Annotated in this window: 12 protein-coding genes; all 12 read right to left on the bottom strand. The window is 61.2% G+C overall.

The annotated features are described in order from the left end of the window. Nucleotides 1-6: 6 nt before the first annotated feature. Complete coding sequence (locus ACE3SG_RS14595; RefSeq protein ID WP_374566072.1) at nt 7-954, bottom strand: ROK family protein; 948 nt, start codon at nt 952-954, stop codon at nt 7-9. A 173-nt stretch (nt 955-1,127) separates the two neighbouring features. After that, nucleotides 1,128-2,585 (bottom strand): hypothetical protein, encoded by a 1,458-nt coding sequence (locus ACE3SG_RS14590; RefSeq protein ID WP_374566070.1) that lies wholly within the window; start codon nt 2,583-2,585, stop codon nt 1,128-1,130. Beyond that, a complete protein-coding gene (locus tag ACE3SG_RS14585) occupies nt 2,582-4,744 on the bottom strand; it encodes an ATP-binding protein (RefSeq protein ID WP_374566068.1) in 2,163 nt (720 codons plus the stop codon). Before ACE3SG_RS14585 ends, ACE3SG_RS14590 begins: the two co-directional genes overlap by 4 nt. A 3-nt stretch (nt 4,745-4,747) precedes the next feature. Beyond that, entirely contained in the window at nt 4,748-5,239 is a 492-nt protein-coding gene (locus tag ACE3SG_RS14580; RefSeq protein ID WP_374566065.1) for a very short patch repair endonuclease, read from the bottom strand. Next, nucleotides 5,236-6,894 (bottom strand): DUF2357 domain-containing protein, encoded by a 1,659-nt coding sequence (locus ACE3SG_RS14575; protein ID WP_374566064.1) that lies wholly within the window; start codon nt 6,892-6,894, stop codon nt 5,236-5,238. The genes ACE3SG_RS14580 and ACE3SG_RS14575 overlap by 4 nt, the downstream gene beginning before the upstream one ends. Before the next feature lies 1 nt (nt 6,895). Further along, entirely contained in the window at nt 6,896-8,587 is a 1,692-nt protein-coding gene (locus ACE3SG_RS14570) for an McrB family protein (protein WP_374566061.1), read from the bottom strand. Further along, nucleotides 8,556-10,055: a DNA cytosine methyltransferase gene (locus ACE3SG_RS14565; RefSeq protein WP_374566059.1), complete on the bottom strand. Its 1,500-nt coding sequence runs from the start codon at nt 10,053-10,055 to the stop codon at nt 8,556-8,558. The genes ACE3SG_RS14570 and ACE3SG_RS14565 overlap by 32 nt, the downstream gene beginning before the upstream one ends. A gap of 548 nt (nt 10,056-10,603) precedes the next feature. Next, nucleotides 10,604-10,840, bottom strand: a complete 237-nt coding sequence (locus ACE3SG_RS14560) for a hypothetical protein (protein ID WP_374566057.1) — start codon at nt 10,838-10,840, stop codon at nt 10,604-10,606. Continuing rightward, nucleotides 10,833-11,603, bottom strand: a complete 771-nt coding sequence (locus tag ACE3SG_RS14555; RefSeq protein WP_374566056.1) for a hypothetical protein — start codon at nt 11,601-11,603, stop codon at nt 10,833-10,835. Before ACE3SG_RS14555 ends, ACE3SG_RS14560 begins: the two co-directional genes overlap by 8 nt. A gap of 6 nt (nt 11,604-11,609) precedes the next feature. After that, entirely contained in the window at nt 11,610-12,335 is a 726-nt protein-coding gene (locus ACE3SG_RS14550) for a hypothetical protein (RefSeq protein WP_374566055.1), read from the bottom strand. A gap of 83 nt (nt 12,336-12,418) precedes the next feature. After that, nucleotides 12,419-13,138, bottom strand: coding sequence for a hypothetical protein (locus tag ACE3SG_RS14545; protein ID WP_374566053.1), 720 nt, complete (start codon nt 13,136-13,138; stop codon nt 12,419-12,421). 31 nt (nt 13,139-13,169) lie between these two features. Beyond that, nucleotides 13,170-14,741 (bottom strand): hypothetical protein, encoded by a 1,572-nt coding sequence (locus tag ACE3SG_RS14540; protein WP_374566051.1) that lies wholly within the window; start codon nt 14,739-14,741, stop codon nt 13,170-13,172. Nucleotides 14,742-14,751: the final 10 nt, after the last annotated feature.

Here is a 14,751-nt window from a genome sequence, read left to right as displayed (position 1 = left end):
AACAGGTCAGCGCACGTGTGCGCGGCCCAACCAGGCGGCACCGCGCACGCCGGACGAATCGCCATGCAACGCGGGCTTCAGCTGCGTGTGCAGCGGCTGGCCCGCGGCCCCGGCGGCGAAGACATGCCGGCCCCAGAGCCGAGGCACGGCGTCGTACAGGCGCGCCAGGCGCGACAAGCCACCGCCGAGCACGATGACGTCGGGGTCCAGCAGGTTGATCACATGCGACAGCGCGCGCGCCAGGCGCTCGGCGTGGCGCTCGAGCGTGGCCTGCGCGGCAGGGTCACCGGCGGCGGCCAGCGCCGCGATGTCGCTCGCCGTTGGACCGCCCGGCTGCGGCTGGTGGTCACGCGCCAGGCCCGGGCCGCTGAGCAGCATCTCGATGCAGGTCGACTGGCCGCAATAACACGGCCAGCGCGGGTCGGCCGCGGTGGACCACGGCAGCGGGTTGTGACCCCATTCACCAGCCAGGCCGTTGGGGCCCGTGAGCACCCGGCCGTGGACCGCGATGCCACCGCCGACGCCGGTGCCCAGGATCACCGCGAACACCACCGCCGCGCCGGCCCCCGCGCCGTCGGTGGCCTCGGACAAGGCCAGGCAGTTCGCATCGTTGGCCAGCGCCACCGGCTGACCCAGCGCCGCTTCGAGGTCGCGCTGCAGCGGCATGCCGTTCAGGCAGGTCGAGTTGGCGTTCTTGATCAGGCCCTCGGCCGTCAGGCTGCCCGGTGTGCCGGCGCCGACGGTGGCGGCATGCAGGCCGAGTTCCTGTCGGGCCTGACCGACCAGCGCGGCCACGGCAGCGACGGTGGCGTGGTAATCGCCGGCCGGCGTGGGCACCCGGCGGCGCCAGCGTTCGGCGCCGTCCGGCCCGAGCACGATGGCTTCGATCTTGGTGCCGCCGAGGTCAACACCGATGGCGCAGCCGGATTGCAGGAACGTGCTCGACATCGTCATGGGACAGCACCAAAGAAAACGGCTCCCGGTGGAAGCCACGGGGAGCCGTTCATGTGTTTGGTGGCCTGGGGCTCCATCACATCCGCCCATGAAACGTTGCACCCCAGCGACATCCTTACCCGCCAAGTTACCCACATCGGAGTAGGGCTAACGGGCCGGACTGGCTGCATCGTCTATCCCGCCCGGAGGTTGATGAAGCCGGGCCGCGTGGCCAACGTGGAGTAGCGATGGAGTAGGTGATTGACCAAGCTACTTCTAAGACGCATCAAGCCTACGCAGTCCTTGGGCAACTTGTCCAGCTGGTGACTCAAGAAGCGCTTGCAGCAGATCGCCACAGAAGCCAATTGCCCCTCGATCGGCCACGGGCCCAGAACTTCGATCGCGTCCGACACGTACGGCGTACGTCTTGTGGGGTCGCCGGAGGCCAGGAAGTCTTTCGTCAGCTCAACTGGCACCTCCGCTGCGAGCAGAAACCGGTGGCTGCGCGGCTTGCGCTGAGCGTGATCGCAATCTGCGCCAACCTCGACAAGGAGAGGACGCACCCGTGCGCTGACCTCTTCCTTCCGGGCAAGCAACTGCGGCCTCTTCTCGTCGGTGCCGCTCAAGCGGATCGGGTCGTGAAGAACTTCCTTCCACAAGAAGGTCGCCCATCCCTCTTCAAGTCCAGCCTCCTTCAAGAATTGCTCACTGGGACGGAGTACCAAGCCTCTTGAAACTCCGGCTGGGGCAGCACCGGCAAGCAATTCGACCTGAAACAGGCGATTGATCCGCGCGATCGTTTCGGTCGGAAGCGTTGCCGGCCCAGCCTTTACTCGCGCCGAGAGCTCAGCTCGTACCGCGTCCTCGGCTGCGGCGCTACTCTTGGCAGATCTCAAGTGGTCAAGGACTAGGTCCAAAAGCCCCTCGGTAAGAGCACTGAGCGGATCCTCCTTCGCGTTCTTTTGGCCAATAGCCTCGACGGCGATGGTCGAAAGGAGATCCGCAAAGGCTCCAGCGTGATCGCCGGCGGATAGTTGCCTCGCTTCAGAATAGAGTTCCTTAAACGTATTTGACGCAGCTTCACTGAGCAACGTTTCCCAGGCGCTGGCTACGCCAACAGACCCTGAACTTTTGATAACCTTCTCAAGCGAGTCACCCAGTTTTTCGGAGAGTTCCGCCTGTTTCTCAATATGGGCGCGGAGACCCAAGTTTGCTGCCTCGGCGTCCTTGCCATTAGTTAGGGGAATCAGCTCGCCCTTACCCAGGTAGGTAACCAGAGACGGCAAAGGAATATTTTGCTGCTCCAACTGCCTCTCGACTTCGGGTTTTATTTCATCGAACTTGTCTGAATAGCTGGTCCAGAACACTAGGCAGTACGGGCCGGAATCCGCAGAAATTGCGCTACCGAGTGCTTTCGTGATAATCGACGCCAAGTTTTTTGGATCAAAGCCCGCAGCATCCAGCAGATTAATGTCCACAAAAACAAGTCGCAGGTGGCCATAGCCTCCTTTCGGCGGCGGAGGAACCAGCTCACCGGTATCGTATAAGTGCGCACTGCACGCGATGCCTTGAGCTGCAAGGCCATTGACGATGGAAATCAGCTCCAGGCTGTTGTTGTCAATCGCGATCGCTCTGACGGGTGAAAATATCATTTCGTCCCCCCAAATCGGAACACCACGGCGGCTCCATCGTAGACATCCGCCAACTCAAGTTCGTCGGCGAGCTCCTTCGCGCTAGTTACCTCCAGAGCTCCGCCACAGATCTCCATGGTTTGGTCTGCGAAGTAGAGCCCAAGGCCCATACCGCCCGGGCGGGTTGAAATGAAGGCCTGGGTTGCTTGGTCTTTCGAGATTGCGAATCCGGGTCCGTTGTCAACCACCGCAACCAGACCACTCTCCGTGCTCGCATTCCAAGCTGTTCTTACCGCCACCGCGGGTTTGTGATTCGGCTCGTCGTCCCGCCGAATCCGACACCAGTAGAGGGCGTTGTTGATTGCGTTTGCGATGGCGCTTACAAGCAGGTTGCTTGGTGCCTTCACCTTGAAGTCAGGATCCTCGGCGACAAGGATCGGCGCGCTCCAGGCGACGCTGTGACCCGCGAATCGCGCCTCGTAGAAGCTAACTGCCGCCTTGACAGCCTTGCTGATCATTAGCTGACGCGCAGGTTCCTTGCGAAGCAAGGGACCGATCTCCTTCAGCAAAGATTTGAGATGGTTCAGCTGGGCGGCCGCGGAGTCGAATGCCTTTGTATCAATTGCCTTCGCTACACCTTCTACAGCCCGTTCGACCTCGTGCACAACAAGTGCCAGGTTCAGTCCCGAGGAGCCTGCGGCAACCATGACATCGCGCATCTTCTCAAACTCGTTCTCAATCGCCCGAATGTCTGTGTCGAGCGAGACGGAGAGCTGCTTGTCTTTCGAGATTGCCTTCTTTACATTTTCAAGGGCCGTCGTCAGCCGGATCGGCGGAGCCTCCGGATCCGTGCCCTTCAGCGCAGCGACTAGCTTCATTCGATCTTCAGCATGCAGGCGCTCGAAGTGATCGAATGCGCTCAGCACGGCTCGTCGAAACCTACGGAACACCTCGTTCTCGTTGAAGCCCTCCCGATTGGTCTTCTCTGTGAGGCCATCGCTGGTGGCGCTGCTAATCTCGATTCCAGCGATGACTGAGTTGGTTCCAAATTTCCCTGCCGGCCGGTTGATGCGCCTGACGTTTAGGCCCAGCCAATCATCGGTACGTTCACCGTAAGTGAAGACGCGAACGCCATCTCGGTAAATGCGCACCCCGGTTTGATCATCCAACCACATGGTCAGCTGCTGTTGAGCACCTGATGCACCCGATGCCTTCAGCACTTCCGCGCGTCGAAAGTATCCATAGAGGACGCCTCGCACGGGACCGATGCCGTGAAGATCTGTTGGCTGAAGTGTCACCCGTTCCCGGTCTCCAGGAGCTTCGTACTCGCCTGCCTCCTCAGGAAGCAACAGCAAGGATGTGTTGTCAGACGAGAGCGTCCGGAACTTAAGGTCCTTCCAGTTGGGCGGTCGGAAGTCATAGCGCCAGCTGTAGCGCCCCTCGGCATCGAGGTCGAACTGGAAGTACCAGGGCGCACTCTCAAGGAACTGACTCAGTGAGAGGGTGTCGGCAAGCTCGTCTTCGCGGCCCGGGACCTTCAGCTCGACATGGAAGTTGTCCGGGGTCGAGAAGGGGCTTGCAAGGCTCGTGATCAGTCGCTGCATCCTACGGACATCACCACGCGACCATACCTCCCGACTTAGGGCTCCGATTTCGATGCGCGTTCCCGTCTGGCCGTCTGAGAAGACTTTGCCGACCTCCCTGGACAGCACCGTGGCCGACAAATCCTGCATGAGCGGGCCTTGACTGATGAGTTCCTCAAGATCGAGATGGACTTCATACTCAGGCTCTCCTGCCTTGCGCGTGATCAGGTGCAGCCGCCGACCAAGCTTGAACGCGGCGAGACGGCCAACCCCCTTTTCTCCCAATGGCAGCCGCCCATACTTCGGTGATCGGATGGCACGAGCAGCGCGCTTGGCACTATGGCCGATGAACAGCCAACCCTGCTCAATGCGCTCAATACCCATGCCGTGGCCGTCATCCACCACCACGATGCGACCAGCCTTGCCCGCGCTGATGCTGAGCGTGACCACGACGTTGTTTGCGTCCGCGTCATAGCTGTTCTTGACCAGCTCAAAAACGGCAAGCTTTTCATCGCCGATCAGTTGATGTCCGAGCAGCGCCAGAACATGACTGGCAGCCTTGACCGGCAGCCGATATTCTTTGTCCGTCTGAGACATGATTCATTCCTTTCGGGAACGTCTTCCCGTTGTTGCCCCGGGAATCGACATCTCGACTGGTCCGGTGACTCGTGCCGCCAGGAACCCACGCACTTCGCGGGTCAAGTCATCAAGCGGCAGCTTCCGTGGACCTGTCAGTGCGCATTCCCAGATTGTGAGAACCCGCCAGCCTGCTTCATTCAGGGCCGACGATGCTTCCATGTCCCTGCGCACATTTCCGGACAACTTGCTGCGCCAGAAGTCCGGTCGCGTGGCTGGCAGTTTGAAGGAGGGGCAATCAGCGTGACAGTGCCAAAAGCAGCCGTGGACAAAGACAACGGCAGAGTGCTTGGGAAATACCAAGTCGGGAGTGCCAGGAAGACTACGCATGTGCAGGCGGTATCGCAGGCCGATGGCGTGGAGCGCCTTCCGAACTATCACCTCAGGCTTCGTGTCCCTGCCTCGGATTCGACTCATGTTCAGCCGACGTTGCTCCGGTGACAGCACGTCTGTCATGGCGAACCGCAAGCGTCCTTGATGATGGACTGCAGTGCCTCGCCGATGCGCTCTATCGGCGTGCCTGGAATCAGCGCGATAGCGCCAAACTGGAACGCGCCGCGATAGGCAGGATGGAAGAACCTTGCGGGTGCAGGTGTCTCCTGAAAGCTCGTAGTTGGCGTCGCGGGAAGATGAGGCGTCAGCACGTATGCGGCGCGCACCACGCGACGCACTCCCGCAACATCATCGTCTTCAACGATCGCGTCCCGATACATGTGGATTGATGCGATGGCATCGTTCAGAGCCTCTTCGACCCGGTACTTAGCGTCGAGCACTATCAGCGTTGGTTCATCTCGCCCCTGTGCACCGTAGGCGGAGATCACCAAGTCTGGCGTCATTGTGCGTGTGAAGGATCCGCGCCCATCAGCCTCAAGCCAGTACTCACGGAACGAGCGCTGAAAGTGAATCCGGACGCTTCCAGCGACTTCAATGCTGGAAGCATGGGATCGAATGGTCAACGCTCCGCCTCCAGACTTTGTGAAAATGTCCCGGCTGACTGGCGCTCCACCAAAAATGAGGCCAGCCGCCCGGGCGATGCGCAGGTAGCACCAGACCTCATACAGGTCGAACGTACGAGCGAGCGGGACGTTCAAGAAGTCCCCCTGTATGTTTGCGATCCCGCGACTGATGTCCTGCCATAGCGCATAGAAGGACCGATAGGCAGGATCCCGGCGGAACACTGAAGTGAGGCGAAGAGCGATCGGTGCCGTACCCACGTCAGCAAATGCGGGTAGATCGATCAGCTTTTGAACACGTTGGGAGAGCGAGCGGCACCTCCGTGCCCACTTTGCACACTCACCCTGCCGCTCTGGCTCGCCCTCTTTGACGCCTCGCAGTAGTACGTCTGCAGTGTCCGCCAGCCAACCTGCCCACAGGCGCAGGCTTCCGACCACCTGTCGGTTCTCTGGAGTGTCCGCGGTCGTGAAGCGCCGCTTTGTTTGAATGGTCGCCGGGAGCGCCCCATTCAAGGCCTCCGGAAGAACCGACGGCCCAGGGGACTCCTTCAAGATGCGGCCCCTTCGAAAGGATCTCGCCACGTCTTCCGGAGTAGCCCGGATTGCCTTGTAGTACGGGAGGGTTGCCTGGTCCGCGTCAATCCGCTGCCTGGGCTTGCGGGCGATTTCTTGTACGACCTTTTCAAGCTGAACTATGCGCGAGCGTAGAAATTCGAGGCGCGCGATAGGTGGCCTATGAACACCATCGCCCCTCCCTACGCCAAACCTGAAGCCACTCAGTGCCAGCAACGAGAAGGAGTCTTCAAGAATGTCGCCAACCATCTGGTCGAAGCATTCGCGAGAAAGCTTTCGCTCCTCCGGGTCAGTAAGAAACTGAAGTTCGATCGTCGATCGCCCCGGCACCCGAACGGCCGCTTCTACGAACCCGGCGTAGAAGCCGGGCGACCACCTCCAGCGAGCCAAGTCAGTCCGCCCCGTGCGCAACGCTGCAAGGGGCTGATCGTCGATGTCCAACTCAGCGCGTCCACAGCCGGTTCCCTCCAGTTCAAGGAGGTAGTTACGAGCTTCTTGGATAGCACCCGCAGGCAGCGGCGCTGGATCGGGCCATAACTTCCAGCGTGCGCCACCCCTCTCGTCGATCAGGTGGAGGACAGTCACGTCAGCGCGACGCCTGGAATGAGCCGAAGTCGTCCAGATCGACCAGGAGCCTGTCGATCAGCTTGAAGGCCTTTCCCTCCGACGCAACCAAGCCGCGCAAGGTGTGAAGCATCGGACGCTGTCGCTCAGACCCGCGAAGCTTCACGAGTACCTTTTGTACAAGCAGGTCATCCAGCACGAGGTCTGCGGACTGGCCCAGGGTAGACGTGGCAAACGCCATGTACCGTGCGACTTCTTCGCCGACCCGATACCCAAACGCTTGCGAATGCGGAGACAACACCGCGTGAATCTTCACAAGTGGGCCGGCGCATAGTTCAACCGCGGTCTTGAGGGCGCCGTCCCGCCCAGCCAAGCTCGCGAAGAACCCTTCGAGGTCGACTGTGGACATGTCGATGACCTGTGCTCTGTCGAGCACCTTGTCGCTTATGCCATGCGTCGTCTCATCCACATTGACTGTTCCGATGATGTACAGGTTCGGCGGCATGGGCATCGCGGCCGGAACCGCAATCCCGTTGGAACCTTCCATTGGAACGCTGCTCGTGTGTAAACGAAGCAATTCGCCCGGCGTCTCAATGCACGATAGAACGTCGGCGAAGTAGTACTCGACACGGGCCAGGTTCATCTCGTCCAGAACGACGAAAACGGGGGAGTCCGGGTTGGCTGTTGCGAGAAGCGCCGCCTCCAGAAACGTTGGAACGAGAAACTTTCTGGTGAGTACGTCCGGATATCCGGTTAGCCCGGCTGGGTCCGTCCAGTCCGGGCGGACCGGGCAGGTGAACAGGAAGGGGTCGCGTTCGGTCATCGACTTGACGCCATGGACCGCGCGAGCGTACTGATGAATCAGCTGGGTCTTGCCGGTTCCAGAGAGACCAGAAAGTATGACGAAGTGCTTACGCTGAGAAAAGTTCAGCGCAGCGTGCAGCCGCAAGACTTCACCACCCGGATAGTGGCCGCCAAGTGCCTTGACGCTCGCCTCAACTTCTTCGATCGGCACGGTGGGCGGCATGCGCCGCATCGATGCGCCTACCGTCGTCTCGGCATGCCAAGCTTGTTCTTCGTAAACATTGGCTTGGCCGACAAGATTCCCAAGGTAGCCGACAAAGTCTCGGGCGAACAGGCTCTTTCGCGACGCCACCTCAGGAGGCCAGACGGAGAAGATCACTTCGTCAATCTTGATCCCGGGAGGCAGTTGCGAAAGATCGGTTGGCAGGCTATCCCAGAACCCCTTATTCCTCGTGTAGAGCAGCCCGTCGCGACCGATGTAGCCCTTCACGTTCTTGTTGTTGTCGGTATAGCTGAGCAGACCTGTTCCCGCAGCCTCGTCCCCTCCTGCCTCCAATTGGAACTCTTCTGAGCTTTCGGCGTCCACTGCTCCCTTAGCAGCCCTCGACTTTGACGCGCCACTGCGCTTCATTTCATCCAAGCGCCTCTTCAGGGAAGGCAGCCCAGAACGAATACAGAGGGAGAAGAAGATCTCTTCTTCTGGCGGGAAGCGAATGAGGCAGTGGACAACCAGCTCGTTGACGTCGTCTCCAAGCTTGTCCAAATTGACATTGAAGGCGAACAGTCCCCCTTCAACAATCTTGGAGCTGTTCGAGAATCCGAAGGCATCGCTGTACTTGATGCCGACGCGGCCGCGACCGCGTGTCGCAACGGCTTCTCTATACCGTTGCTGCCTCTGCTGAAAGTTCATGCGATGCCTCCCTCGGCCCCTGTTTCAATTGCTTTGCCATCTCAAGCGCAACCGCCTTCGCCAGCAACGGCGGAACGGCATTTCCAATCTGCTTGAACGCCGGATTCATCGTTCCGCTGAATTGGAATCCGTCTGGAAAGGACTGTAGTCGCGCTGCTTCACGGACGGAAATTGTTCTTGCCTGTTCGCTGTCGTAGTGGATGTGGCTGTAGCTGTCTTTCCCCAGATGCGCCATTAGCGTTCTGGCAGGCTGATCCCGCCACATCTTTCTCCACTTGTTTGGGAACTTCCCGACATCGTAAGGCGGCACGATGGCGCTCCAAAGGGCTTTGTACGCGGCAGACCCCTCCTTGAGCTTGTCACCTGCAGCGCGACGGGCGGCCAAACGCTCCTCGAACATCGCAATCGCATGCGCGTAGGCTTCCGGATACTGGTCGCCCGGATTGAGCCTGGCAAACAACTCGTAGTCGCGAGGTAGATACCGGATCACATGGTCCTTCAATCCGGCGTCAGGCGCGACGTGAGAAGGCCATTCCCGCATTAGTTTCGCGTACGCACTGACCTTGCGTCGACGATCGTATGGGACCAGCTGATCAAAGCGCCGCGCGCCCCGCACCAACTCACCTGACTCGAGCAAAGTCCTTGCGTAGATCGGCGGCAGATCACCAAGCGCTTGCTCGGCTGACACTGCGGGAGTCAGCGCAGGCGCAGCCGCTGGGGGTTCGATATACGAATGCGCCTCTCGAACGAGGCTACTAAGGGTCTTGAGAGCTACGGCACGGGAGCCCTCATATCCGGGCGGAAGCTGCGCCCAGTGGGTTGGCCCAGGAAACTTCACTTTGACGCCCAGTTCCTTTCGGTAGGCGATCAGGAACATGCGCTCCCGCATCTGTGGCACGCCGTAGAAGACGGCGTTAAGAAGCGTGTAGCCGCAAACATACCCTTTGCCCTCCAGTACCTCGCACGTCTCCTCTGCGACGTTCTGCCCCCCGTGATTCAGGATGTCGGGGACGTTTTCCATCAACACCGCCAGCGGCTTGAAGGCATCCACGTAGCGCAGGTATTCCTTGTACAAACGCGCGCGCGGATCGTGGATGAACGCCTGAGGGTGTTCGTCGATTTCCCGGAGCTTCGACCGTCCTACCCGTGCAAAGGCTTGGCAAGGCGGGCCACCAACGATGACATCTACTGCGTCACCGACCGCCCCGAGGCCCAACTGCCTGACCAAGTCTTCCGGATGGGTTTCAGTGATGTCCACAGCCCTGGAATGAGCAGGATCCCCCCCGTGGAAATTGAGCCCGTGAGAACGAGCCGCTGCCTCGTCGAATTCAACTGCACCGACAATGTCGAAGCCCGCGGATTCAAAGCCCAGGGAGATTCCCCCGCATCCCGCAAAGAGATCGAGAACACGGGGCTTGTCGCCATTCTCTAGGCGCTCAATTTTTCGAGCGACCGCTTCATCAATCATTGTCCAACCTCGTTCAGAAGCAAGCTACCCTGGGTAGGCGTTGTGCGAGTGCGCTTAAGCGCTTCAGATCTGTCAGGACGAGCTCGTCGCACGCGGCCGGGCTTGTGTTCGCTGACATCCACCAGGAACTGTTCAACCTGCATGTCGCGAAGGAATGCCGCCGCTGAATCCAGCGAAGCAAACTTCCTCAGGCCGCCGCGAGATGTGCAGAGCACCCGGTGACTTCTGGTGTCGCCGGAGCCGCAGGTGGCAATCACTCCCAAGCCGCCCTCCTTGAGGCCAACAATTCGGAAGCCTTGCACCGCCCCTACGGCACGGAGCTCCCGTAACGTGTGCTCGGTGATGGCGTCTAGCGCATCGGCGCATAGCGGGCCTGGATGGGTCACGGCAGTAAACGTTACTTGTGGATCAGCGATAGTAACTCGCTTCAGCAGTTCCGGGCGACTTTGACGCTCCTTTTTCGCGTGAGGCATGAGCCACGCCGACTCTTGCAAAACGCCGGAAGTAGGGCGCTCCACCGCGTCGGTTGGCCCGTCTTTTGGCGCGCATCAGCGCCGTCGCACTAGCGCCTGCCCCAAATTGCCGATAGCTCGAAGCACCGCATCGATGCGCTGATGCAACAGCAACGCACCCTTGTGCCGTGCATCGATTTCCTTCAGCCGCCCCTGAAAGGGCTCGGACGCGAAGAAGTCGGCCACGGCGCTGATGGGTGTGTTCAGCGCCAACGGCAGCGGTGTCGCCCCATGCAGCGTCAGACACGACGCCTGACCCTGCAGGTCAGCCAAATAGCGTGCGCGTTGTTGCCGACACACAGGAAAGTGCAGGAAACCGCGCCGGGTGCCTCAGCCCGCCGCCCTCCTTCCACTTCTCCTCTGCCCCGTCCGGGTGGTCCCTGGGCAGACAGACCAGCCCAAGGTTGTCATGGCCGAGCACAAAGAAGTGCTGCAGCGCTGTCTGTCCGTGCGCATAGGCTGCGACGAGTTCCTCAAACGCCGATTCAGGCATTGCCCTGACCGCGTCGAGGCGGTCGGACACCGCCTGCAGGGCCGCGAGTTCGCTCATGGTGGTCAGGTCCGGCAACGGATCTGACCCCACCTGACAGGCCATGAGTCCAATCATCCAGTCGCCCCGGGTCTTGCACAGTCGCTCCAGCACCTCGGCGTGGGCACCCAGCAGCGGCCACATCGATACGTCGCTTCCCCCAACCCGACCCAGCTTTACGACCTCAGACGGCAGGTCTTGCGCCAGTTCGACATAGTGGGACAGTCGGGCGCCGTCGCCCACCTCGAAGTCCATGCCGGAATCGCTCGTATGCGACAAGTAGTGGCAGACCACCCGGGTGCGCTCGGCCGCCGTCCAGAGCCTGGGGTCGGTGATGTGCCGATCGGTTGGCCGCTCGGCCCCGTCAGCCACATGGCGCAAGAATTCGCTGACCGTCAGCTCCAACCGGTCGGCGGGCAGCTTGCAGATGGCAATGGCTTCGCCCAAGCGAAGCTCACGCAATCGAACAGCGACGCGTTTGGTGCGCAGATAGGCAAAGGAAAGCATGGAGCCTCAGCTGCTGCGGTTGCCGGCCATGGCATTGGCCCAGTCCGCGGCATCGATGGAGGTGAGTGTGGCCAGCGTCAATGTGATCGACTGGTTCAGCATGGCGCCGCCCCGCTCGCGTGGCACGGTGATCGCATAAGGCGCTCCTTCGATCACCAGCGGCATCAGCAGCATGCCGGCGTAGGTCATGCCGATGATTTGCGGGATGCGCGACGGGTACAGCGACACGTTGCCGCTCTTGACCGCCTGGCCCACCACCCCATCGTGCGCCAGTTCCTGCGGCAGCGCCCACTTGATGAGTTGATCCACGGGCTCATGCACCTCGGCCCTGGCATCGGCCAGGGCACGGAAATGCGCCGTCACGGTGAGCTTGGCCGGCGGTAGGCCGGTGAACACCTGCGTGCTGTTGAGCTTCGTGACACCGCTGCGCCCTTCGAGCGAAGAGACCTGTTCGGCCGCCGAGTTGACGGCACCTGCTGCCGGGGTGTTTCCGAGCCACTCCTTGAACAGCATCAGGATCGCATCAAACCCGCCCGACTGAAGCATCGCCGATGCCGTCCCCAGCTTCTGATCGACACCCATGTGTTCGAAGGGGCTGGTCCAGCTGATCGAGTGATCGATCGAGCCCTCCGTCAACGGGGCCTGCACTTCGACGGTCCCAGCCTGGCGCTGCCAGTAGCTGGACCTGGTCGTCGGATGGGTCTTGCGCTCGACGGGGAAGAAGCTGGCCACTAGGTGGCGAGACAGCCCCGACCAGTCGGACGACAGGACGTTTGGGGCCTTGGTCCAGGTTGTCTGCATTGCCATCGGGTGTCCTACTTCAGGCCGAACTTGGCCCGCAGGTTGACCGACTTCAGGCGCCGCATGCGCGCCGCGGCCGAATGCGCCTTCATTCCGGCCTTGCGGATGGCGACCTTCTGCGCAGCCGTCAGGCGCACGGTGCCGGACACCCGCTTGTTGACCCGCACCTTGCGCCCGCCTCGGACCACGAGCTTGCGCTTGTAGACGGCATCGAAAACGGCCGAGTCCAAGAGCGACGCCTGTGAGTCTTCATCGAAAGCAAAGCTGTCGATGTCGTCCGCAGCATCGTCGTCCGTGGTCGCCTCGCCGGTCAACAGTTCGGCAATGCGCTCTGCAGCCCCACTGTCGCCGTCGTTGAACAACGCTGAGGCGTCGGCTTCGGTGACGCCCTTGCCGAGCAGGTAGTCGTAGCCCGAATCCATCGCAATCTGGATCAGGTCGGCCTCGTCGTCGGTCACGTCCCCGTCCATGTTCTGGTCGGCCAAGCCCACGAACATCGACAGCAACCTGTCGGCAAGCGTTTCACCTTCGTCCAAGTCGGATCCCGGCGTTGCAGCCCACTGCTGCAGCGTCGCGACAGCCTGGCCGCGGATGTCTGCCAGCTCGGCCGCACCCGCAGCGTCCAGGATCGATTGCTTCTTCTGTTTCAAGGCGGCCGAGTCCAGCACCGGCATGGGTGTTTCGAAGGCGCCCATATCCTTCATCAGGTGGGCGGCGGGGTGGTTGGCGAACATCGAGTCTCCAGAAAGGTTGTTAGCGGCGTCTTCAACGGGTTAACGTCTGCTCGACGATCACCTGGCGCACGACGCCATCGCAGCTGGTCCAGTAGCTCACCAGCGCCAAATCGGCGGGCCGCACCTCGCTGGCCTTCACGTCGTAGGCAAATGCCGCATTGCCCGGCAACGCCGGCACGCCGTCGATGTTTCGGGAAGGCACCAGCCAGCCGCTGGCCTGCGCGTTGGACAGCAGCGTGTCCAGAAACGATTTCATCTTGCGGATGAACACCGTCATCGGGCTTTGCAGCAGTTCTCGGGCGTACAGGGTCACCCAGTTGTCCAGGGTGGCCGTCATCTCGGCCACCGATTGCAGCTTCCTGAAACTGACCGTCGTCTTGGCCGTGGTCAATGAATCGGTAGGGACGTAGCGCCCCCCACCGTTGAACGTCTGGAAGATCACGGGATTGATCTTCAGCGCGGCCAGGTCAGACAGTTCTTGCTGCGTAGGTCGGTAGTTCTGCCGAATGCCGGTGCGGCCCACCGGGTGTGCCTTGCCCGCAACCGGATAGTTCTTCGGCGCGAAGCCCTTGGCGTTCACCCGGGCGTTTCTAGCGCAGGACATCCCCGCAATCAGGCCGCCCGTGCCCCAGGTCGCTCGGCCACCGTTCAGCGGATCATCAGCTTCGAAAGGTGCCCAGTAGACGTGGATGTAGTGGCTGTCGAACGCGTATGTCTCCAGCAGCGTCATCGCCTCGGTGGGGGTCAACCTGCCAGGCAGATCCACTTTGAAGAACACGTTGGCCTCGATGGCCAGCGCGGCCAGCTTGCCGATGAGAGCTGTATCTCCGGTACCACCGCTGATGATGTAGCCGAAGCCCAGCTCGGTTTCTCGCAGACGCGCTACGGCCGCGTCCAGATCGGTTGGCGTATAGACGATGCTGCCCTCGTCGAAGCACACCAGCCCCGACGAGGTGGCCCACCGATCATCCCCATTCATGCGACCGTAGGCCACGCTGTTGGTCGGAACACTCGCCCCGGTGGCCACCACAACCTCGACGGCCTCGGTCTGACGCGCCACCACGTCGGGCAGGTACATCGACGCGCCGAAGTCGTTCACGGCCGTTTCCGACAGCGATCCGTAGAACTCGTGCAGCTTGGCGCCATCGGCGTCCAATACCCGCAGCGTCAGGTACTCGTTGGCTACCGGCGTGCCGTTGACAGGCGTCTGGTCGGCGTGGACCGCGAGGATGATCCCGTCGTTGTGGCAATCGTGGTGCAGCAGCGCGAGCGAATAGTCCGCGCTTGGCTGGGTGGCCGACACCGCAAACGCGACGGTGCCCGCTTCTTCGAAGCGAAGCATTGCCCACTTCTTCTCAGCGGCTGCAGGCACAAGTCGGCTGACGACAGCGGCATAGGCGCCGTTTTGCAGCGCCTCGTACACCTGTAGCTTCGCCTCGTTCAACGCGTTGAGGCGAAGGGCTTCGGCCGGACCGGTCTTCTGCAACAGGTTCGAGCGGTTCACCGCAAAGGCGCGGTCAACCGGCCCACGCGTAAACCGGCCGACGATGGCGAACACCTGGTCAGAGTTGTCGGGCACCGCGCCATCGGTCTGGTCGACCAAGGGGTTCAGC

This window comes from Ideonella sp. (genome assembly GCF_041914305.1).
Taxonomy (GTDB): Bacteria; Pseudomonadota; Gammaproteobacteria; order Burkholderiales; family Burkholderiaceae_C; genus Ideonella.
This window is presented reverse-complemented; position numbering and strand designations above follow the sequence as displayed.

What these genes read in the sequence shown, in the direction of transcription:
- ACE3SG_RS14580 (WP_374566065.1), bottom strand. Translation starts at nt 5,239, where the DNA reads ATGACAGACGTGCTGTCACCGGAGCAACGTCGGCTGAACATGAGTCGA.
- ACE3SG_RS14570 (WP_374566061.1), bottom strand. Translation starts at nt 8,587, where the DNA reads ATGAACTTTCAGCAGAGGCAGCAACGGTATAGAGAAGCCGTTGCGACA.
- ACE3SG_RS14565 (WP_374566059.1), bottom strand. Translation starts at nt 10,055, where the DNA reads ATGATTGATGAAGCGGTCGCTCGAAAAATTGAGCGCCTAGAGAATGGC.
- ACE3SG_RS14555 (WP_374566056.1), bottom strand. Translation starts at nt 11,603, where the DNA reads ATGCTTTCCTTTGCCTATCTGCGCACCAAACGCGTCGCTGTTCGATTG.
- ACE3SG_RS14585 (WP_374566068.1), bottom strand. Translation starts at nt 4,744, where the DNA reads ATGTCTCAGACGGACAAAGAATATCGGCTGCCGGTCAAGGCTGCCAGT.
- ACE3SG_RS14590 (WP_374566070.1), bottom strand. Translation starts at nt 2,585, where the DNA reads ATGATATTTTCACCCGTCAGAGCGATCGCGATTGACAACAACAGCCTG.
- ACE3SG_RS14595 (WP_374566072.1), bottom strand. Translation starts at nt 954, where the DNA reads ATGACGATGTCGAGCACGTTCCTGCAATCCGGCTGCGCCATCGGTGTT.
- ACE3SG_RS14545 (WP_374566053.1), bottom strand. Translation starts at nt 13,138, where the DNA reads ATGTTCGCCAACCACCCCGCCGCCCACCTGATGAAGGATATGGGCGCC.